17 protein-coding genes, 1 tRNA gene and 1 other RNA gene are annotated in these 20,376 nt (G+C 48.9%); 12 read left to right on the top strand and 7 right to left on the bottom strand.

Annotated features, from left to right (window positions below; genetic code table 11):
• Positions 1 to 88 precede the first annotated feature (88 nt).
• From ffs to J7438_RS00320, 5 genes are all read left to right on the top strand, one after another.
• An RNA gene (gene ffs, locus J7438_RS00340) (signal recognition particle sRNA small type) lies at positions 89 to 185 on the top strand.
• A gap of 151 nt (positions 186 to 336) precedes the next feature.
• The gene (gene dnaX, locus J7438_RS00335; protein WP_209274990.1) at positions 337 to 2,463 is read left to right on the top strand and encodes a DNA polymerase III subunit gamma/tau; all 2,127 of its coding nucleotides are present in this window, start codon (positions 337 to 339) and stop codon (positions 2,461 to 2,463) included.
• 68 nt (positions 2,464 to 2,531) lie between these two features.
• Positions 2,532 to 2,858, top strand: a complete 327-nt coding sequence (locus J7438_RS00330) for a YbaB/EbfC family nucleoid-associated protein (protein WP_101746317.1) — start codon at positions 2,532 to 2,534, stop codon at positions 2,856 to 2,858.
• A gap of 414 nt (positions 2,859 to 3,272) precedes the next feature.
• The gene (recR, locus tag J7438_RS00325; protein WP_101746318.1) at positions 3,273 to 3,872 is read left to right on the top strand and encodes a recombination mediator RecR; all 600 of its coding nucleotides are present in this window, start codon (positions 3,273 to 3,275) and stop codon (positions 3,870 to 3,872) included.
• Positions 3,873 to 3,889: 17 nt separating this feature from the next.
• Positions 3,890 to 4,744, top strand: coding sequence for a DUF72 domain-containing protein (locus J7438_RS00320; protein WP_209274989.1), 855 nt, complete (start codon positions 3,890 to 3,892; stop codon positions 4,742 to 4,744).
• Between the two features lie 69 nt (positions 4,745 to 4,813).
• Here J7438_RS00320 and J7438_RS00315 read toward each other — a convergent pair.
• Positions 4,814 to 4,890: transfer RNA gene (locus J7438_RS00315), tRNA-Pro, on the bottom strand.
• 381 nt (positions 4,891 to 5,271) lie between these two features.
• On the opposite strand from J7438_RS00315, the gene lon reads away from it, so the two are divergent.
• The 6 genes from lon to J7438_RS00285 all read left to right on the top strand — a co-directional run bounded on the left by lon (position 5,272) and on the right by J7438_RS00285 (position 14,454).
• Positions 5,272 to 7,695, top strand: a complete 2,424-nt coding sequence (gene lon / locus J7438_RS00310; protein WP_209201295.1) for an endopeptidase La — start codon at positions 5,272 to 5,274, stop codon at positions 7,693 to 7,695.
• Positions 7,696 to 8,400: 705 nt separating this feature from the next.
• Positions 8,401 to 8,673, top strand: a complete 273-nt coding sequence (gene hupB / locus J7438_RS00305; protein ID WP_209274988.1) for a nucleoid-associated protein HU-beta — start codon at positions 8,401 to 8,403, stop codon at positions 8,671 to 8,673.
• Between the two features lie 225 nt (positions 8,674 to 8,898).
• Positions 8,899 to 10,800 carry a SurA N-terminal domain-containing protein gene (locus J7438_RS00300; protein ID WP_209274987.1) on the top strand — a complete coding sequence of 634 codons (1,902 nt, stop codon included), beginning with the start codon at positions 8,899 to 8,901 and terminating at the stop codon, positions 10,798 to 10,800.
• Positions 10,801 to 11,122: 322 nt separating this feature from the next.
• Complete coding sequence (locus J7438_RS00295; RefSeq protein WP_209274986.1) at positions 11,123 to 12,253, top strand: S-(hydroxymethyl)glutathione dehydrogenase/class III alcohol dehydrogenase; 1,131 nt, start codon at positions 11,123 to 11,125, stop codon at positions 12,251 to 12,253.
• Positions 12,254 to 12,350: 97 nt separating this feature from the next.
• Positions 12,351 to 13,187: an S-formylglutathione hydrolase gene (gene fghA, locus J7438_RS00290; RefSeq protein ID WP_209274985.1), complete on the top strand. Its 837-nt coding sequence runs from the start codon at positions 12,351 to 12,353 to the stop codon at positions 13,185 to 13,187.
• A 25-nt stretch (positions 13,188 to 13,212) separates the two neighbouring features.
• Positions 13,213 to 14,454, top strand: coding sequence for a hypothetical protein (locus J7438_RS00285; protein WP_209274984.1), 1,242 nt, complete (start codon positions 13,213 to 13,215; stop codon positions 14,452 to 14,454).
• 164 nt (positions 14,455 to 14,618) lie between these two features.
• Here J7438_RS00285 and J7438_RS00280 read toward each other — a convergent pair whose 3' ends face one another.
• Entirely contained in the window at positions 14,619 to 14,921 is a 303-nt protein-coding gene (locus tag J7438_RS00280; RefSeq protein ID WP_209274983.1) for a hypothetical protein, read from the bottom strand.
• Here J7438_RS00280 and J7438_RS00275 point away from each other — a divergent pair.
• A complete protein-coding gene (locus J7438_RS00275; RefSeq protein ID WP_209274982.1) occupies positions 14,908 to 15,222 on the top strand; it encodes a hypothetical protein in 315 nt (104 codons plus the stop codon). The genes J7438_RS00280 and J7438_RS00275 overlap by 14 nt on opposite strands.
• Before the next feature lie 607 nt (positions 15,223 to 15,829).
• Here J7438_RS00275 and J7438_RS00270 read toward each other — a convergent pair.
• The 5 genes from J7438_RS00270 to darG form a co-directional block, all read right to left on the bottom strand.
• Positions 15,830 to 16,444: a hypothetical protein gene (locus J7438_RS00270; RefSeq protein WP_209274981.1), complete on the bottom strand. Its 615-nt coding sequence runs from the start codon at positions 16,442 to 16,444 to the stop codon at positions 15,830 to 15,832.
• A gap of 346 nt (positions 16,445 to 16,790) precedes the next feature.
• On the bottom strand, positions 16,791 to 17,378 hold the full coding sequence (locus tag J7438_RS00265; RefSeq protein WP_209274980.1) for a hypothetical protein: 588 nt from the start codon (positions 17,376 to 17,378) through the stop codon (positions 16,791 to 16,793).
• Positions 17,379 to 18,218: 840 nt separating this feature from the next.
• Positions 18,219 to 18,746 carry a hypothetical protein gene (locus tag J7438_RS00260; protein ID WP_209274979.1) on the bottom strand — a complete coding sequence of 176 codons (528 nt, stop codon included), beginning with the start codon at positions 18,744 to 18,746 and terminating at the stop codon, positions 18,219 to 18,221.
• A gap of 86 nt (positions 18,747 to 18,832) precedes the next feature.
• Positions 18,833 to 19,150: a HigA family addiction module antitoxin gene (locus J7438_RS00255; protein ID WP_209274978.1), complete on the bottom strand. Its 318-nt coding sequence runs from the start codon at positions 19,148 to 19,150 to the stop codon at positions 18,833 to 18,835.
• A gap of 207 nt (positions 19,151 to 19,357) precedes the next feature.
• Positions 19,358 to 20,374, bottom strand: coding sequence for a type II toxin-antitoxin system antitoxin DNA ADP-ribosyl glycohydrolase DarG (gene darG / locus J7438_RS00250; RefSeq protein ID WP_209274977.1), 1,017 nt, complete (start codon positions 20,372 to 20,374; stop codon positions 19,358 to 19,360).
• Positions 20,375 to 20,376: the final 2 nt, after the last annotated feature.

The raw sequence follows: 20,376 nt of genomic DNA, 5'->3' as shown, positions 1-20,376 counted from the left end.
AGATGTGCGCTGGCAGTTGACGTCAGATCGGGTTTTATGCAGAATGCCCTGCATCGGGACGCGATGCCCCGATCCTTATGGTGGACCTTGCCGGTCCCCCCGCAATAATCAGCTACGAACCCCGCCAGGCCCGGAAGGGAGCAACGGTAGTAGTGACATTATGTGCCGGGGTGTGGCTGGCAGGGTTCGCCTCCATTATTCCGGGTTCTCCGGATTTTCCTCACTCCCAAACTCGCTTTCAAATACTTCTCTAACGTTTCCTGATCGTGCAATTTCAAGGCTTCTTGGTTAGCATAGATACTCTTTAATTCCCACATCAGGTATTGACGCTACTCAATGAGCTATCAGGTTCTTGCACGCAAATGGCGACCCCGTTCTTTCAAAGAGCTGGTAGGGCAGTCCCATGTTCTTCAGGCGCTGGTTAATGCCCTGGACCAGGATCGTCTTCACCATGCCTACCTGTTTACCGGTACCCGGGGTGTGGGTAAGACCACCATTGCCCGTATTTTTGCCAGGTGTCTGAATTGTGAGCAGGGTGTCAGCTCGACCCCCTGTGGCCAGTGTTCAGCCTGTAAAGAGATTGATGATGGCCGGTTTGTGGACCTGATTGAAGTGGATGCGGCCTCCAGAACCAAGGTAGAAGATACCCGGGAACTGTTGGATAACGTCCAGTATGCGCCAACCCGTGGGCGTTATAAGGTGTATCTGATCGATGAGGTGCACATGCTCTCGGCGCACAGTTTTAACGCGCTGTTGAAAACACTGGAAGAGCCGCCTCCCCATGTGAAATTCCTGCTGGCAACCACGGATCCTCAGAAGCTGCCGGTGACCATTTTGTCCCGCTGTCTACAGTTCAGCCTGAAGAATATGACGCCAGAGCGAATTGTCGGTCATCTGGAGAATATTCTTGGACAGGAACAGATCCCCTGCGAAGTGGCGGCCCTGTGGCAGCTGGCCCGTGCTGCCGATGGCAGTATGCGTGATGCTCTCAGTTTGACGGATCAGGCCATTGCTTTTGGCAATGGGCGGGTCAGTGAGGCTGAGGTGGGGGCGATGCTGGGTACCATTGACCAGGGGCAGGTGATGAAGATGGTGGTGGCGCTGTCGACCGCCAATGCGGCTCATATCCTGGGTTCGGTGTCATCCCTGGCAGAACATTCGCCGGATTATCTGGCAGTACTGGATGATATGCTGTCCCTGCTGCATCGGGTGGCCATTGCCCAGGCTGTGCCCGATGCCGTTGATAACAGTCAGGGTGATCGTGAGCAGGTTATCGCGCTGGCATCATCAATGACGGCTGAGGATGTGCAGCTTTATTACCAGATTGGTCTTGTGGGCAAGAAAGATCTGCCCCTGGCACCGGATCCCCGGGGTGGTTTTGAGATGGCCTTGCTGCGTATGCTGGCGTTCCGGCCCGATGGTGCGCCAGCGGCTGGCAGGCCGCTTGAGATTTCTGGTGCAAAACAGGGTGTGATGGCGGTTGCAGTGCCGCCGACAAACAGTGTCGCCTCTTCATCTGCGGAAAGCTTTTCATCAGCTGAAGGCTCTTCATCAGCTGAAGGCTCTTCATCTCACAACAGCACTTCTGATGAGGAAGATGCTTCTGATCCGGAGCCTGAGCCTGCTACCCAACAAGTTGATGCGCCTGCTGTTATTCATGAAACTGCTCTGGAAATAATTGAGCAAGAAAACCCTTCGCTCCAGAGCAGTGGTCACAGGGATACCTTTGAGCCTCCTGTTATTGCTGATGAGCCACCAAAAACACTACCAGAGGAAATAACCTCCCGGGCTGTGGTCAGTGAAGATGCACCGCCAATCCCGGAGGTCGTGCCACTGTCAGCGTATGACCAGGCTGCCTTTGAGTCGCCGGTTTATGATGAACGTGATAGTGCTCTGGATGATATGCAGGCACACTGGTCGTCCGGAGTCGATTCTCAGGAAATCGCCACTGTAGCGGATACCTCTGCTCACCAGTCTCTGAGTCTGCCATCGGTTGTTGCCCCTGAAGCCCCGGTCAGGGCTGTGGTGGAATTACCGGCAAAAGAAGATCGGGTGCCATTTACGCAGATGGATGCTGTGAGCTGGATTCAGGTTTTTCGCGGTCTTCCCCTGGGAGGGGTGACAGGCACCATTGGTTCCCATTGTGAGTTTGTTGACAGTGAACAGGGTGCTGTCCGGTTGCGACTTGATGAACAGCGCAGCACGCTTTACAACGACACCCATCGTCAGCGTGTGGAAAAGGCACTGTGTGATTATTTTGAACAGTCCGTTAAACTGTCAATTGACACTGGTCGTATTGTTAATGAAACTCCTGCTGCCTGGCGCGAACGGAAAATTGCCGAGCGTCTCCAGGAAGCGAAAGAGAGTATTTATTCCGATGCCAGGGTAAAGGGGGTGATTGAGACCTTTTCGGCCATGGTTCTGGATGACTCGATTCAACCAGTTGGTAATATTATCAAGTAAAAAGCCCGGGCGTGATGATCGGTGAATTCCGGTGGTCTTTGTTTGGTGTTTTTTGTGCAGAGGTCAATATGTTTAAAGGTGGTATGGGCAATCTGATGAAGCAGGCCCAGAAAATGCAGGAAGATATGGAGAAACTCCAGGAGGAGTTGGCCAATGCAGTAGTCACTGGTGAAGCCGGTGCCGGGCTGGTTAAGGTCATCATGACCGGTCGTTATGATGTTCGTAAGGTGGAGATCGATCCAAGCCTGTTTGCGGAAGACAAGGAGATGTTGGAAGATCTGGTGGCTGCAGCAATTAATGATGCAGTGCGTAAAGTAGAAGAGAACAACAAGGAAAAAATGGGTGAGCTGACCTCAGGGCTCGGTCTTCCAGCCGGTATAAAACTGCCATTCTAGGAGGCTGTCCGAGAATAGCGCCCGTAGCGAGGATGGCAGAAAATTGAGGATAAAAAGTCGGAAATTTTTAGTGAATAGTGGTTCTATTTACTAAAAATTTCCGACTTTTTAGACCAATTTGCTGCCACCACAGTAGGGCAGTCTATTCTCGGTCAGCCTCCTAGCCCGGATATTTCATAAACTGCCCCGAATCTCGCGCAGGACTTTGTCGCTCTAAGGGATTTTGTGAGGGAGCGCCGTACCGGGGAGTACGGTCGACTGAACAAAACTCCCTTAGAGCGGCAAAGGACAAGCGAGAACGGGAGCATGTTTATGAAATATCCGGGCTAGACTCCTTACGCCCGACACGCTTGCTATGTTACTTAGAGCTAATGGGTGTCGGGCAGCGATATCATTGTTAATCAGGTTTTGTTTATGTTCAGCCCCATGATCAGGGAATTGATGGAGTCATTGCGCTGTCTGCCAGGCGTGGGGCCGCGTTCGGCCCAGAGAATGGCGTTGCACCTGCTGGAAAGGGATCGTGACGGGGCTGTGCGCTTGTCGGCTGCTCTCAGACAGGCTGCCGAAGGGGTGGGGCGATGCGGGCATTGCCGTACACTGACGGAAGAGCCTGTCTGTCAGATCTGTGCCAATCCCGGCAGAGATGAAAAACTGTTGTGTATTGTCGAGAATCCTTCGGATGTTATGGCCTTTGAGCAGGCCGGTGGCTTTTCAGGACGTTATTTTGTGTTAATGGGGCATTTGTCGCCTATTGATGGTATCGGGCCAGAAGATATTGGCATTGAACACCTGTTGAAAACGGTGGCTGATAATCAGGTAGAAGAGGTTATCCTGGCAACCAACCCGACGGTGGAAGGTGAGGCCACGGCGCACTATATTGCTGAAGAGTTGAAAACCCTCGGGGTGACGGCCACTCGCATTGCTCATGGTGTTCCCCTGGGTGGTGAGCTTGAGTTTGTGGATGGTGGTACCCTGGCCCATGCCCTGGCAGGCCGCAAGAAGGTTGAAATCTGACCAGAGGTTGATCAACGATGTCACAGCCTCCCTTTTTTCTTGGACTGCCCATGTGGAGTAACCGGGATTGGTTGGGAGGCCTCTTCCCGCAGCATGCGTCCAGTAAAGATTTTTTGCACCATTACAGCGGCGCATTTAATACGGTGGAAGGCAATACCACCTTTTACGCCTTGCCCGGCGAAGAAACCGTTGCCAGTTGGCAGGCGCAATTGAACCCCGGCTTTCGTTTCTGTTTTAAATTCCCAAAAACAATCACTCATGGTGGGCATTTATCCAATAGTGATGCGTTGCAGCAGTTTTTTGAGCGGTTGGGTGTGTTGAAGGCCTCACTTGGCCCTTTTATGATTCAGCTACCGGCTTCGTTCTGTCCTTCCCGGTTGGCTGAACTTGGGCGTTTTTTACGATCATTACCACAAGGTTATAGTTACGCCGTTGAAGTCCGTCACCCGACTTTTTTCACCAAAGGTGATGAGGAGCGCGAACTCAACCGGTTGCTGATGGATCTGGCTATTGACCGTGTCTGTTTTGATAGCCGTTCTCTGTTCAGCAGGCCTGCACGCAATGAAGAAGAGCGGGATGCTCAGGCTAAAAAGCCCCGTCTTCCAGTGCATGCAATTGCTACCGGACAGTTTCCAATGATTCGTTTTATTGGCCTGGGGGATATGGCCTGTGATGAAGAGTACCTTATACCCTGGCAGCACAAGTTGAGGGAATGGCTATCAGCAGGAAAACAGCCTTACTTTTTCATGCATAGCCCAAGTAATCGCGAGGTTCCTCTTCTGGCCAAGAGCTTTCATGACAGTTTTCAGGATTTGCCCGGATGGTATCCGCTGAAGATTGAGGCTCAAACCGATCAGCTGGATATTTTCTAAAGATGGGAGATTTTAAGGCTTGGGTAATACCAGGGAGTAGGTAAATCTGAGAGATAAGTAAAAACGATTTGGTCGGAGCGAGAGGATTTGAACCTCCGACCCCCACAACCCCATTGTGGTGCGCTACCAGGCTGCGCTACGCTCCGACTCTCCTGAAGAGTCGATGCGACGTCTCTTCCGAATGACTGTTATGTTACCTGAACGAAGTTCTTTTGCAAGTTCTTGATGTTGCAAGATTCTTTATCCCGGGCTTGAGTGCTGATCAAGCGTCCCTTAGCCGTTTTCAGGAGACGGAAAGACGTGGCTATTGTAATTTAGCCGGAAAAGCCCCATCTTAGAGACAATGGCCGGTTTTACAGATGCCTGAGACTGTATTTCAGGTACTTCTGCTGTAGGCTGACCATTGATTAAACACGTAATAGATCGTGTCCTGAATGCCTGCCAGGTTTTCATTTTCCAGTTTTCAGCCAGCCAACAGGCTGGTGGATGGCAGGCTTTATTGATATTGAACATATAGGGGCTGAGCTATGGATAATAAAGATACCCTGCAACCATCAGAGCACTATGAATTGCCGTTGTTGCCCCTCCGTGATGTGGTGGTCTACCCGCATATGGTGATCCCGCTGTTTGTCGGCCGGGAAAAATCCATCCAGGCGCTGGACCTGGCAATGTCTGGTGACAAGAGAATTCTGCTGGTAGCCCAGAAAAGTGCCCAGACCGATGACCCTCAGGTGGAAGACCTGTTTTCTGTGGGCACCGTTGCCAGCATCCTGCAATTACTGAAGTTACCAGACGGTACGGTAAAAGTTCTGGTGGAAGGTGAGACTCGGGTAACGATTGACTCGATCTTTGAAGACGATGGGCTGGTTAAGGCGAAAGTTCATGAGCAGCTGTCAGAGCAGATCAGCGACCGGGAAGGTGAGCTGCTGGTTCGTTCTGTAATGTCTCAGTTTGAGCAGTATGTGCAATTGAGCAAGAAAGTACCGAATGAGGTGCTTAGCTCATTATCCGGTATCAAAGACCCGGCCAAGCTGGTGGATACCATCAGTGCTCATATGCCCATGAAGATCGAAGACAAGCAGAAAATGCTTGAGATTATCGATCTGGGCGACCGGTTGGAGTATCTGATTGGTATTATGCAGGGTGAGATGGATTTTCTGCAGGTGGAAAAGAAAATCCGTGGTCGCGTCAAGAAACAGATGGAGCGCAGCCAGCGTGAGTATTACCTGAATGAGCAGATGAAAGCCATTCAGAAAGAGTTGGGAGATATGGACGATGCGCCCAACGAGCTGGAAGAGCTGAAAGCGAAAATTGATCAGGCGGGTATGACCCTGGAGGCCAGGGAAAAGACCCTGGCGGAACTGGCCAAGCTGAAAATGATGTCGCCGATGTCCGCAGAGGCAACGGTGGTCAGGGGCTATATTGACTGGATGCTCAGTGTTCCCTGGAAAAAGCGCAGCAAAGTCCGCCATGATATGAAGCGTGCCCAGGATATTCTTGAGGCTGATCACTACGGGCTGGAAGAGGTCAAGGAACGTATCCTTGAATATCTTGCCGTGCAGAAGCGGGTTCGTAAACTGAAGGGGCCTGTGCTCTGTCTGGTGGGACCTCCCGGGGTTGGTAAAACGTCACTGGGTGAGTCACTGGCCAGGGCGACGAATCGCAAGTTTGTCCGTATGGCGCTGGGTGGCGTTCGTGATGAAGCGGAAATCCGCGGTCACCGCAGGACTTACATTGGCTCCATGCCGGGTAAACTGATCCAGAAGATGGCGAAGGTTGAAGTGAAAAACCCGCTTATCCTGCTGGATGAGATCGACAAAATGGGCTCTGATATGCGTGGTGATCCGGCTTCAGCGTTGCTGGAGGTGCTGGACCCTGAGCAGAACAACTCATTCAATGATCATTATCTGGAAGTGGATTACGATCTTTCCGATGTTATGTTTGTCTGTACCTCCAACTCCATGGATATTCCCGGACCGTTGCTGGACCGTATGGAGGTAATCCGTATTCCGGGTTACACCGAGGATGAGAAACTCAATATTGCCAAGCGTTATCTGGTACCCAAGCAAATCAAGCGCAGTGGCCTCCGTAAGGGTGAGCTGTCCTTTGCTGATGATGCAGTGCTGGATATCATCCGCTACTACACCAAAGAAGCGGGTGTCCGTGGACTTGAGCGGGAAATTGCCAAGGTCTGTCGCCGGGCGGTAAAACAGGAAGCGCTGTCTGAAAAGGACCGCAAGAGCGCGGTTACCACGGAAGTGCTTGAAGACTTCCTGGGGGTTCGCAAGTTCACCTATGGTCGGGCAGAAGATCAGGATCAGATCGGTCAGGTAACCGGCCTGGCCTGGACATCGGTTGGCGGCGAGTTGCTGACCATTGAGTCGGTAGCGGTTCCTGGCAAAGGGCAGATTATCAAAACCGGCTCCCTGGGCGATGTGATGCAGGAGTCAATCCAGGCGGCATTAACGGTGGTTCGCTCCCGTTCCGCCGCCATGGGTATTGAGCCTGATTTTCATCAGAAGAACGATCTGCACATTCACGTTCCTGAAGGCGCAACGCCAAAAGATGGTCCAAGTGCGGGTATCGGTATGTGTACCGCCCTTGTGTCCATTCTGACCGGGATTCCGGTTCGGGCAGATGTTGCCATGACCGGTGAGATTACCCTCCGGGGGCAAGTCCTTGCCATCGGAGGTCTGAAAGAGAAACTTCTGGCAGCCCATCGTGGTGGTATCAAGAAGGTGCTGATTCCTGAAGAGAACCGTCGCGACCTGAAAGAGATTCCTGACAATATCAAGGATGACCTGGAGATTATTCCGGTTCAGTGGATTGATGAAGTTCTGGAAGTGGCTCTGTCGTATATGCCCGAAGCCCTGCCAGAAAAAGCACTGGAAGTTACCGATTCCGAGCAGAAAACCGGCCAGAAAAGTGATGAACGTGTCAATACCCACTGACCGTTGACTGTGAAGACCGCCCTGTATTGGGCGGTCGTTCAGTAATGACGGGGCTTTCCGGTGGATTCTTCAGTTGACATGACAGCCGGACGATTGGTATAAATTGCCGCTACTTCGGATCAGGAGTTAGGTCGAAGCCATAGCGTCAGGTTGTCAGCTCAATTGTTAGACAACTTTATACTAATGCGGATAAAAGTAGACTTCTTTTACCGGAATTACCGAACAGGTACAGGCTGTAACCGGTTATTTGCTTTCATATGACCCTCCCGACAAGAAACGCAGGAATTATTCTGCTTCCCCGATTTGATGTGCCTTCGGGTTACTGTCTTTTCAGTACCTCCGGGGGAAGCGGGTTTCCCGCCAGACTTCTTGAATCCAGTCAGACAATTTGCTTGACGGCAGATTATCAGACTTCATACTGCCCCGGTGTTATCGTTCGCTGTGAGTGTTCGATGGTTGTCATTGGCACAATGAGTTCTGGTGATTATTTTCAGTGGTTTTAGATCAAATTGGCTGGTTGGCAGGCTATTAATGACGAAGGTGCATGTATGGTGCTTGTTTTTCACAGGAAAATACAGCAGCATATCGGTCGCACCTGATAGGGTAGATGACAGAAGACCGGTAAATTACTCAGTTGCCAGCACGCTTTCTGTGTCTATCCTCTGTTAATGATTGAAAACGCATCCTACTTAGAAGGGGAATAGAGTGAACAAGTCCGAGCTTATTGATGCTATCGCTGCATCTGCAGACATTTCTAAGGCTGCCGCTGGTCGAGCCCTGGACGCCGTGATTAGCTCTGTCACTGGTGCACTGAAAAATGGTGAGCAGGTTGTTCTGGTAGGTTTTGGCACATTTTCTGTGAAAGAGCGTGCCGCTCGTACCGGCCGTAACCCACAGACTGGTGAGCCGATTGAAATCGCCGCTGCCAGAATTCCAAGCTTCAAAGCTGGTAAGGCTCTTAAGGATGCCGTGAACTGATCTGGTACGGTTCACTGTTACTGGTATAGCGCTTTAATCGGTTCTATTTCATCAGGTGGACAAGGCAGGGTTCCACATGAATTATTCCAGGGGAGTTGTCTGCCGGTTCACCAGAAAGCGCATCCGATGATGCGCTTTTTTTTTAAACCCGGTCTTCGCCAGGCTGGGTGAGAAGAACAAGGGATATGCTCTGCTGTCTCAGCGGCCCTGGTACCTGAGGTTATTATGCTGCAATCGATGAGGGACAAAGCGAAGAGTTGGGTGACATTTGTTGTCGTCGGCATCATCGCTTTTATGATGGCCATTACTGGTCTGGAAACGCTTGCGCCCAATCCAAACAACCCGGAAGTGGCGTCAGTCAATGGTAAGGATATAACCCGGGCAGAGCTGGCTCAGGCTGTTGACCAGCAGCGGCGGGTTTTGATTCAGCAAATGGGCGGTCAGTTTGATCCTGCCATGCTGGACGATCAGTTACTGCAAAGCTCGGTTCTTGAAGCCCTGATTGATCGTCAGTTGCTACTGCAGAACGCTGAAGATCAGAAAATGGATATTGGCAAAGCCCAGATTGATAAGCTGATCGTATCCATGCCGCAGTTTCAGCAAAACGGCCGCTTTGATGCCGACCGTTTTCAAATGATGGTTCGCAGTTATGGCATGACACCATTGCAGTTCCGCGACGCCATCCGTGAAGAAACGCTCTTACAGCAATTACGCGCCGGGGTTGCCAATACCGAATTTGTGACGGCAGAAGAACTCAAACGACTGCAGAGTCTTGAAGGTCAGACCCGGGACCTCACCTGGGTTGTGCTGTCGGCGGAACCGGTTCGTCAGGCCATTACGCCTGCCGATGAAGAGATCACTAATTATTATGAAGCTAACTCGAATCAGTTTATGACGCCCGAGCAGGTTGTCGTAAACTACGTGGTTCTGCACAAGGGTGATATTGCCAGGGGCATCGAAGTCTCTGCTGAAGATATTGAAGCTGAATACCAGTATCGTATCGAGCAGTTGCAGCAACAGGCTGGCAATAATGCCCATGTCTCAGTCATCCTGATTCAGACCGGTGAAGATCGCACCCTTGATGAAGCGAAAGCCCGGGCTAATGAAGTGGTTGCCAAACTGCAGGCCGGAACCGGGTTTGCCGAGTTAGCCAGGTCCTATTCTGATGATCCGATGACCGCTGAGAACGGCGGTGATCTGGGGGCTGTTGAGCCGGGCTTTTTTGGCGATGTTTTTGACAATACCGTTGCGGGTTTGAACGTTGGTCAGGTATCTGAGCCCATCGAAACGGACTTCGGTATACAGATCCTGAAAGTAACTTCCCGTGATGAAGCAGATGTACCATCGCTGAATGAGATGCGCGCAGATATTGAAGCAGCACTCAAGCAGAATGAAGTTGACTCTCTGTTTATTGAACAATCCAGACAGCTCGCGGATATCAGCTTTGAGGCTTCCGACCTGGCTCAGCCAGCAGAGCAGCTGGGCCTGACCGTAATGACCAGTGAGCCCTTTGGTCGAAACGGTGCTGAATCGGGTATTGCCGCCGATCCCCGGGTATCGGCAGCGGCTTTCAGTGATGATGTATTGGATCTTGGTGCCAATAGTGAGCTGATAGAGATTACTCCGGAACAGGCTGTCGTGGTCAGGGTCAAGGAACACAAAAAACCTGAGCTTATACCCCTTGCTGATGTGCAAGAAACCATCGTTAATGCCCTGAAGAACAGCCGCGCACGGCAACAGCTGGCCAGCCGTGCAGAACAGATGGTGACGACCCTGCAGTCCGGCACAGCGCTGAACGTGCTGGCTGATGAACAGAAGCTGGACGTGGTTGAGAGTCCTGCAACCAGCAGGAATATGCCCGGTGTGCCTGCACAGCTCTTGCAGGAAGCCTTTAAAATGCCGCATCCTGGAAACAGTGTCGCCTATCGTTCAGTCACTCTGGCAAATGGTGATTATGCAGTGGTTGGCCTGAGCGCCATCTACCCCGGTGAGGCCGTGGCAAATCCTGAGCAGCTCAAAGGGCTGGGTCAGTTTATTGCTGCAGGCAATGGGCGCGTCATGTTTGATGACTACCTTGCCAGTCTGAAGGAGAGAGGTAAGGTAAAAATCCTTCTTGATAATCAGTAATGAATTGAGTTTGGATTCAACGTCCCGGAGGCCACCGAAAGGTGGCCTTTGTCGTTAAGAAGAAACAGAAATAATTGTCCTGATGGTTTTCCTGTAATCAGGTTGAGAGTAGCCATAGTCTTTACGGTCATCTTCCTGCAGGCAAGTCAACAAACACTCGGTTATCCAGTCCGCGATGGCGAGCATATCGACATGCTCACCCTGAGCCGCCGTAGCCGTGATCCTGATCTCCCCTTGCAGCGTCTCCTGCCATTGTTAAACTGTTGGTTTCAGCTACGGTAATCGGTGTTGTTCTAAAAATAAGTGATATTGGGGAATAGTAATGTCCGATCAATTTATTAAATCAAAAGCGGCCATTGCCTGGGGACCAGGCCAACCGTTGTCGGTCGAAGAAGTCGATGTGATGTTACCAAAGGCTGGCGAGGTGCTGGTTCGCATCGTTGCTACCGGTGTTTGCCATACCGATGCCTTTACCTTGTCCGGTGATGACCCGGAGGGGGTATTTCCTGCCATTCTTGGTCATGAGGGTGGCGGGATTGTCGAACAGGTGGGTGAGGGCGTGACCAGCGTTGCCGTTGGTGATCATGTCATTCCACTCTACACGCCGGAGTGTGGTGAGTGTAAATTTTGCCGTTCGGGTAAGACCAACCTCTGCCAGAAAATACGTGAAACCCAGGGAAGGGGGCTGATGCCCGACGGTACGACCCGATTTTATCAGGATGGTCAGCCCATTTATCACTACATGGGCTGTTCGACATTTTCCGAGTATACCGTGTTACCCGAGATTTCACTGGCAAAAGTCAGCCCTGATGCACCGCTGGAAGAAGTCTGTCTGCTGGGTTGCGGGGTCACTACCGGTATGGGGGCCGTATTAAAGACCGCAAAGGTACAGCCCGGGGACACCGTTGCAGTCTTTGGTCTTGGCGGTATTGGTCTATCGGCCATCATTGGTGCCAGAATGGCCGGTGCTGGCAGGATTATCGGGATTGATATTAATGAGAAAAAATTTGAACTGGCCAGCAAGTTGGGAGCCACTGACTGTGTCAATTCAACGTTGGTTGAGAAACCGATTCAGGACGTGATCGTCGAGATGACCGATGGTGGTGTTGACTTTTCCTTTGAGTGTATCGGGAATGTTAACGTTATGCGTTCTGCACTTGAGTGCTGTCACAAAGGCTGGGGTGAGTCGGTTATCATCGGTGTCGCGGGTGCTGGTCAGGAAATAGCCACCCGTCCATTCCAGCTGGTGACCGGGCGTGTATGGCGTGGATCCGCATTTGGAGGAGTGAAAGGCCGCTCTGAGCTGCCGGGCATTGTAGAGCAATATTTGGCGGGTGAATTCAGGCTTGACGATTTTATCACCCATACCATGGCATTAGAGGAGATCAACAGGGCGTTTGATCTGATGCACAAGGGCGAGAGTATTCGCTCTGTGATCCATTACCGGCAATAAGTAGTTGGTTAACTACTTAACTGCACCATCGGTTATTTTTTTCACCGGGGCTTTACGGTTTTTTTCAGTAAAGCCTGTCCCGTATTGAGCAAGGTCTATGTCTTTGGAGAATATCAGCAGTAATAAGCTGTTTGGTGGCTGGCATAAACAGTACACCCACGACTCACAAACCCTTAACTGCAACATGCGTTTTGCCATCTACCTGCCTCCTGAAAGCCAGAGCAAAACGGTTCCCGTTCTTTACTGGTTGTCCGGGCTGACCTGTACCGATGAGAATTTTATGCAGAAGTCAGGAGCCCAGCGGGTAGCTTCAGAGTTGGGCATTGCGATTGTTGCACCGGATACCAGTCCCAGGGGGGATGATGTTCCGGATGATCCTGATGCTGCCTACGACTTCGGGCTTGGTGCCGGGTTTTATGTGAATGCTACCCGGCAGCCATGGTGTCAACACTATCAAATGTATGATTATGTGGTTTCTGAGCTGCCAGAACTTATTGAACAACAGTTTCCTGTTAATGATAAACGGAGTATTGCCGGTCATTCCATGGGCGGTCACGGTGCACTGGTGATTGCTTTGCACAACCCTGATCGTTACTCATCGGTGTCTGCTTTCAGTCCGATCTGCAATCCGGTCAATGCGCCATGGGGACAAAAAGCATTTATGGGCTATCTTGGTAATGATCGCGAGCAATGGAAACACTATGATGCCTGCGAGCTGCTGAAAATATCACCTGAAGCGGTTCCAGCACTTGTGGATCAGGGCAGCAGGGATACTTTTTTGCACGGACAGTTGCATCTGGATGCATTAAAAAAAGCAGTTGCAGACACAGGGTATCCAATGACCATAAGGATGCAGGAGGGATATGATCATTCCTATCATTTTATTGCCACATTTATTGAGGATCACTTAAGATTTCACTCACAAAAGTTTTGAAAATTAATATGACAGGGTGACAATAATGCTTGGTAATATAGCTTATCGAGATTGTATGCAGGGAATATTGTATAAAGAGTTAGCCAAAGATGGTGATGATATAACTCCAGAATTATCTAAATATCTTATTGATGAAATAAAAAAAATAAATGTTAAATCGCTTGAGGAGTATTCGATTACTTACATTAATAAAAAGCTCGATGCTATTACCAATTGTCAATATATTCCTGTTTCTCTAATAGATGATCTGGAATTGCCGGGCGTATTAAAAATGATGCTTAATGGTTCAGGGCTGCATGGTTTGGATATTCAACGCAAGATAAATAATGGCTTGAAACGAGAGTTTGATAAAGATCCTCCAAATCCATTTCATATGAAAGTATGGCTGGATATTGGGGCGAAAATAGATACTGAAGTTAAAAATAAACTGGATTCAGGCCTGAAAAGAATGATAGAGAGCAATAACCCCTTTTTTGCCAGAGGCTGGTTGTCTCTGGGGGCGATGATACCCGACTTTCAACAGAAACTTAATGAAGGTTTGCAAAAAGCTACTACAGTGACTAAAGCTAAACAATGGTGCGATCTGGGAGCCTCGGTAGATAGTGACGTCCAACTGAAATTAAATGAATGGTTAAAACAATCCCTGAAACAGAAGCTTGCATCTGACGTACTAGATTGTGTGGCAATGGGGGCAACCCTGGAAAATCTTCAGCAACAACTTGATGGTTTTCTGTCCAGTATGCTTCGTGAAAATAGACCTGATCCGACAGATGCTGTCTATTTAAAAGAAGCTGGGGCGAAAATTAAACCTGAGTTTCAAACGATTCTTGATTCAAATCTGGAAAGGGCTGCCCAGGAAAATAGTATTACGCAATTTAAGCATTGGCTGAAACTGGGTGCCAAAAAAACCGATAAAACGAGGCATTTCATAAATCTTGCCGCCCAGTATTATGCAGAAGATAATAATACCCCAGGTGTAAAAGAATGGATAGGTTTAGGTGCAAACAACCCTTACAGTCAGGACAATCTTAATGCAATGCTTCAGGCAAAACTCCAGGATAATCAACCTAATTCTGCTGCATATCTCCTCGAACTGGGTGCAGAGGTTTATTTTGATATACAAGCTGAGCTGAACGATGGATTACTCAGGGCAATAAATGAGGATGGCAGACCTTCTTTAATAAGAGAGTGGTTGGATATGGGGGCAAGATTGAGTCGCAGGCAGTTTTGTAAGCGAGTAGAAAAAGCAGATGTATCATCTAATTGATGCTTCCATTCAACTCTTATTACAAATGCCCATGGCGCGTGAAAATATTTTGCGCCACCCTCAGGAATGAAAAATGGTTACGCAAAATATTTTTCACGGCAAAAGTCGCTGCCTGAGCAGTCAATATTTATGTCAATGTGAACGTAATATAGATGTTGTCAGTTTTATGGATTTTGCGGAATTCCCATGCAAGTCTGGTTTGACCAAATATCCAGAAGACTGAGACCAACAGCTTCATGTCCTGAAATAGTTGATCGTTTATGCAGGGGATAATGTTGTTCAATCTGGGCTGTATGTATTTCATCATCTTTTTGACTGACAGGTAAAGAGGGGGACGTTGTTGAAAATTCTGCCAACTTTTTATTAGCTGCTGACTTTGCCACTTTTAATGCCAATGCTTCGCTCATGCCTTTTTTTATTGCCGATTGATAGGCTCTATACCTTGCCAGCTTTATGGCACTCTTCATCTTGTATCTATCGGATGCGGCGTACCTGGCTCTGGTTTCTCTTCCTTTTGCCGATTTTTCGTATTTGGCACTGGCTCTGGCATTGGTTTCCTTGCCTTTATCGGATTTTTTATACTTTGTACTGGCCTTGGCCATGCATACCTTTCCTTTATCAGTTGCAAGGTATCTGGCCTTGCTTGCCTTGCCTTTAGCGGATGCGATGTATCTGGCCTGGCATGCCTTGCCTTTAGCGGATGCGGCGTATCTGGCCCGGCTGGCTTTAACAGATGCTTTTGTTCTTCCTGGTTTATTAATTTCGTAAGCGTAAGTCTCTTCAGGTGCAGGGAGTATCAGTTCACCGGATCCGCAATATGCAGTTGCATTATACTGCATCGGTTCAGTGAAAACTTGCTGGTCAGTGCTTTTATCTAACGCCCCAACTATAGCAACGGGATGCAATGACTGCTGAGGAAAAGTAACTGATGAATAGACCGGAGGTAATTGCTGGAAGCCTGTTGAGGTTGAATTCGTGGAGAAAAAACGATCATCTAAAAATTCACAAGGGGGGGAGGTATCAAGGTTATCTTGTGAATAAAACCCGGAAGGCCCTAATGTATTTTCAATCAGTGGTAAAGTAGAAATTGAGAAATCGTCCAGCGCTCTTGCAGAACAGGGAATGCCCTGGTTTGTGAATTGCCGATTTAATTCTCCAGATTGATAAGGGGCCGGTGTTTGCAAAAAATACCCATGCCAGTTCAAGTGTGAATCTGGAGCAGCAGTTGTTGGTAAGTAATTTACCGGTAACTCCTGAAAACAGGAAAGTCCGGAAATATTATTTGGGTCTGTGTTAAATATGTTCATTGAATCATTGAATTATCGAATTATCGAATTATAGGCTAAGACCGCTTCATCCTGTTAAAGTTCCTTATTTATCGAACACCCTTCGGTGAGTCCTTCAGTGCTCTACGTAAACGGGATTTTTTACGAAACAGCCTTCTGTGCACTCTTTGGCGCTCAGCGAAATCAGGATCATTCTGAATACGCTGCCTTTTGTGTTCTCTTTCCAGCTCTGCGTAAATTGGATCTTTGCGAAGCTCCCTTTTACGGTTCCTTTGCTGAGCCCTTTTGCGATCCCTTTGACGTTGCCTTTGTTGTTCGTTCAGGTGCTGTTTTTGTCGCTCTTTTTTGTGATGCTTATGCTGCCTGGCGTACGTGTGATCTTTGTAAAACGCTCTCTGTCGTTCAACTATTGAAGAGTTACCTTCGGCAATGTCTTCTGCCCTTGATGCCCGCTTCAGGTTTGGCCGGTTAACTTCACCAACTGGTTGTACATCTTTTGGCTCAGAGCTTTTGGCAAGATTTGTTAACTGGTCTCCCTGATTCGATTGGTCCGCTGGTGTTGGTTTACTGATTTCAAACTTGTTCTCCGGTAACCATAACGGCTGAGTCATGCTGATGTCTGACATTGGTGATGGCAGATTATTAGTGGGCTCATTACCAGGATTCCATAGTATATATTCATCAGGAATTGATTGCGCTTTCATGGGATTGTCAGTGTCAGGAAAGGCTGTTTTCCCGATTAGCACTGAAGGTTCGATTTTATAATCATGCAGTAGATTAAGAGGCTTAACGTTATTTCTCTGAATGTTTGAAGAGCTATGGTAAACAGAAAGAGGTGTGTCCATAGCCTGAACAGGCATACCTTGATAGGCAGGCTCTTGTTCACGTTTGCAAAATTGATCTTCTTGATTAAATAAATCCCATGAACCAAAATAAAGGTCGTAAAAGTCAAGGTTAAATGTAGGCGAGTTGTTGTAGTTGTCCATTGAGTTATTGAATTATTGAGTTAAGTCTTCGGACTACTCCCTCTTATAAAAGCTCCTCTCTTCATCAAGAGTCCTTTTGAAGTTTATTTTCAAGCGCCTCTTGCCGCTTCCTCAGGTGCATCAGGATGCTCACTCTGTTGCGACGATCCTTTGCCAACTCCATGCGGCGTTTCCTTTCGCGCTCTACATTGGCGGGATCTTTTCGATACTCCCTTGACCACTGCCTTGCCTTCTTCCTTTCGTGCTCTACATAAGCGGGATCTTTCCGACGCTCCCTTGCCTTCTCCCTTGCCCTCTCCCTTGCCTTCACCCTTTGGCGCTCTGCATAGGCGGGATCTTTCCGAAGCTCCCTTGCCCGCTCCCTTGCCTTCTCCCTTTGGCGCTCTGCATAAACAGGATCTTTGCGACGCTCCCTTGCCCGCTCCCTTACCTGCTTCCTGCGGTGCTCTGCATAAGCGGGATCTTTCCGACGCTCCCTTGCCTGCTCCCTTTGGCGCTCCAGATAAGCAGGATCTTTGCGACGCTCTCTTACCCACTCCCTTTTGCGCTTCCTGAGCTGCTTCATGTAATTGGGATCTTTGCGACGCTCCTTTTGGCAAGGCCTTTTGCACACACTTTGGCAGTCAACTATTGAAGCATTAGTATCAGTCACTGCTTCTGCTGGGGTACTCTGGTTATCACTTGTCGTTTGGTGTAGGTTTAGCGGGTTAACTACAGCATCTGCTGGTAAATCTTGCAGATTAGAGAGTATGGCTGGAAAATCAGTTAACTGATAACCCGGATTTGAATGGTGCGCTGGCATGGGTTTCTCAATCTCAGGCTCGGTCCCCGTTAAGAAAGGTTGAATGGAATTGGTGTGTGGTATTGATGATGGTTCATCGTTAACGTTTTTATTACCAGAATTCCAGGGTCTACATTCACTGGAAGTATATTTTGTCATCTCAAACATATCGTTTAATAATGAGTCTGATGAATCATCTGGTGATAGTGTTTCAATATTATATGCACTCAATGGATTAAAACCGAGAGCCTCATTCTGGTCTATATCTGACTGACTATTGAAAACAGAATAAGTGGGTAGCACCTGAACAGATATACCTTGATGCGTAAATTGTTTTTCATGTCTACTGTCTTGATACTGCGGTTCAACTAAAATGTTATGATAAAGTTCTTCAAAAGCAATATCAAAAAAAGACAGGTTATTATGGAGATTCATCAATTTATTGAAGTATGTAATTGTTGAATTACAGATTAAGACTTTCTGATTTTAGAAAAGTTCATTATTGGCAATACTTTCTTTCAGGCTGATTTCTGTTTCACCGCCTGCAGTGCTCTTTGGAACGATTGTCACATTTGTGTCGAGTTTAATGGGTTCAGGATTTCCCGTTTTTCGATTTTTTCCCATCCTGTTGTTTTATCTGCACCAGGCTTGCGGATAGCGGACGATCACTTCCTGTCAATACTCATAATTTAAAGCTCTGCCTTTTGTCCATCAGTGACGGCCAGGATTGCGGGTAGGGGGTCTGCGATGTTGCGGGCGAACTTTTATTTTGTCGCGCGCAGCCTGGTGATTAAGCCTTTCCACCCCGCCGGGTATAAGTTTGTCGTCTGCGGATTCAGACTGTTTCGTTATTTTCTCTGGTTCCGTAACAGACGCTTCCTGATTGTCTTCTTTTGTACCGGCAGAATCATATTCAGTCTCGAACTCGCTGTCACTGCCTTGCGATTCCCCGGTTAACGCTCTTTTTGCAAATACCGCTTGTAATTCACCCTGCATATCTAAGGGGGCTGCGGTGCGCTCTGTGATTTTTGTCTTTACCAGCGCCTCTGGCTCCTGACCTGTGGAAGCCTGAGAAATAGTGGCTGTATTCGATTCTTGCCAGTTTTGCACTTTCCGACTGTTGAGGAAGCAATTCGCAGCACCGGCCAGAGCGATCAAGGTTTTCAGAGGGCCTTTGTGAGACTGTAAAGTTTCCGCGTAGACTCCTCTGGCGGCTTCGGTTCTTTCTGTTATTTTCATTATCTCTATTCCATGAGGTTTGATAGTCTTTCATCGTACGATCGAACAGTAATCTTTAGTGGTTCTCAGGTATAAAGACGAAAATTTCAGGCCTGTTTCTGCCGTTGGACGGGCTCTATACGCTCAATGTCATCCTGCTCTGCCTGCTGCACCTTGAACAGGTCCCATCGCTGTTGCAGGTTCAGCCAGAAGCCTGCGGACATGCAAAAAAAGCGGGCAAGCCGAAGGGCGGTGCTGGGAGTGAGTCTCCGTTTGCCATTGACCAGCTCATTGACCCGCTGATAAGGGACATGAATCGCCATAGCCAGCTCTTGCTGGGTTATGTTCATTGGTAGCAGGAACTCTTCCCGCAGCATTTCGCCAGGGTGAGTGGGAGTTCGGTTAGTTGGAATTCTTGTCATCATATCCTGCTAATGGTAATCCGTGATTTCAAGATCAGCCGGGCCAGAGTTACTCCATACAAAACAAATCCGGTATTGATTAGTATGTCAGAAACTGTATTGGCCTTTACGATCTTCGGGCAGCGCTTCCAGTCAAATGATATATCTGTATGCCTATAAAATTTAACGGGCCAGAATTTTAGCCCGTTAAAAACCAGCCCCCGAATAGCCTTAGTGCCCCAGATGTGTCAACACCACCTCAATATGAGCAGGCTTAAACATCTGCCCCTTACGTTTTGACCAGTTCTGGATGCGTGCCATAACATCCTGCGAGTCCACAATACCTTCACGCCGGTTAATCCAGTGGACGGAGGTCAGGAGCTCCATGCCATAGGGCGTTTCATAACCATCAATCAGCCTGGAGACTTCTTCCAGCCGTGAAAGGGCATCAGGATCAGTGCCAATATAAGCTTCAGCTTCATCGACGGCCCCAGACAGTAACTCTATTTCCCGTTCCGGGTTCTCATCGTCGCCTATACCGGAAATAAAGTGACCTTCCATTTTCTGCAGCAGAAAGCGCAGGTTGGTGGCATAGGGACCATAGTGAAAGGCTTCATACTTCAGCTTCAGGTCTTCACCCTGCTGTTGCAGAAGATAGGCCAGCTTATGAATTTCCAGCAGGGTAAGCCGGTAATCAAACCGATGGTAACGCTGCATCAGCAGAATCAGTAATGCCTGGGCGCGGGTCATCGCTGGCCTGCGGGTGCTGATGGGCTGGTCTCCTGCTGCCGGTGCCTCTGCCGGTTCATACAGTTGCACCTCCACATCGGGCAGGGCGGCAAAGGCTGCTTCAATTCTGGGCTTTATCTCCGACCATTGCAGGCCTCCCAGTCCACAACCAAGGGGCGGGATGGCGATGCTGCGAATGCCCCGGGACTGTACTTCTTCAATCAGTGCCGCCAGGCCGGATACCACATCTTCCATCCGGGAATTGTGCCGCCAGTGTCTTTTGGTTGGAAAGTTGATAATGGTCTTATGGTTGAGCATGTCATCATACTCAAATACAAACATCTGCCCGGGGACCACCTGGTTTTGCCTGCAGGCTTTCTGGTAGGCCGCAAAGTTTTCCGGAAAGGCTTTTTTGAACTGAAGGGCGATACCTTTGCCCATATAACCAACACAGTTCACCGTATTAACCAGTGCCTCAGCATCAGACTTCAGCAAATTTCCTTTGGTAAGCTTGATCATAT

Origin of the sequence: Thalassotalea sp. G20_0 (genome assembly GCF_017744175.1) — a bacterium.
In the GTDB taxonomy this organism is placed as follows: Bacteria; Pseudomonadota; Gammaproteobacteria; order Pseudomonadales; family Endozoicomonadaceae; genus Endozoicomonas.
Note: the sequence above shows the minus strand (reverse complement) of the source record. Positions and strands in the feature narration are given on the sequence as shown.